The sequence below is a fragment of the Helcococcus bovis genome (assembly GCF_046035835.1).
Lineage (GTDB): Bacteria > Bacillota > Clostridia > Tissierellales > Peptoniphilaceae > Helcococcus > Helcococcus bovis.
The window spans coordinates 1-233 of the sequence record NZ_JBFNGB010000063.1 but is presented as its reverse complement, the minus strand read 5'-3'; the positions used below and the strand labels follow the sequence as shown (position 1 = coordinate 233).

Annotated in this window: 1 protein-coding gene; it reads right to left on the bottom strand. The window is 23.6% G+C overall.

What is annotated here, in order from left to right; all coding sequences use genetic code 11:
* On the bottom strand, positions 1 to 233 hold a 233-nt coding region (locus tag ABGF48_RS08515), incomplete at both ends, for a hypothetical protein (RefSeq protein WP_408105903.1).

Genomic DNA, 233 nt, shown 5'->3' with positions numbered 1-233 from the left:
ATTTAGTCCAGGTTTTAATTCATCTATATAAGTTGTTCCTAGTGTATATTTTTTATCATCCTTCATCAATACATCTACTATTAAAACTATATCTTTTTTTACATCTTTAGATTCATTTTTAATTATTCCATCAACAACTTTTTGTTCCTTATCATCTTTATTATAATCTCTAAAAGTTACCCTGAAGTCTTCACTTTTATTTAATGTATTTGTTTTTGAACAACCTATCAAAA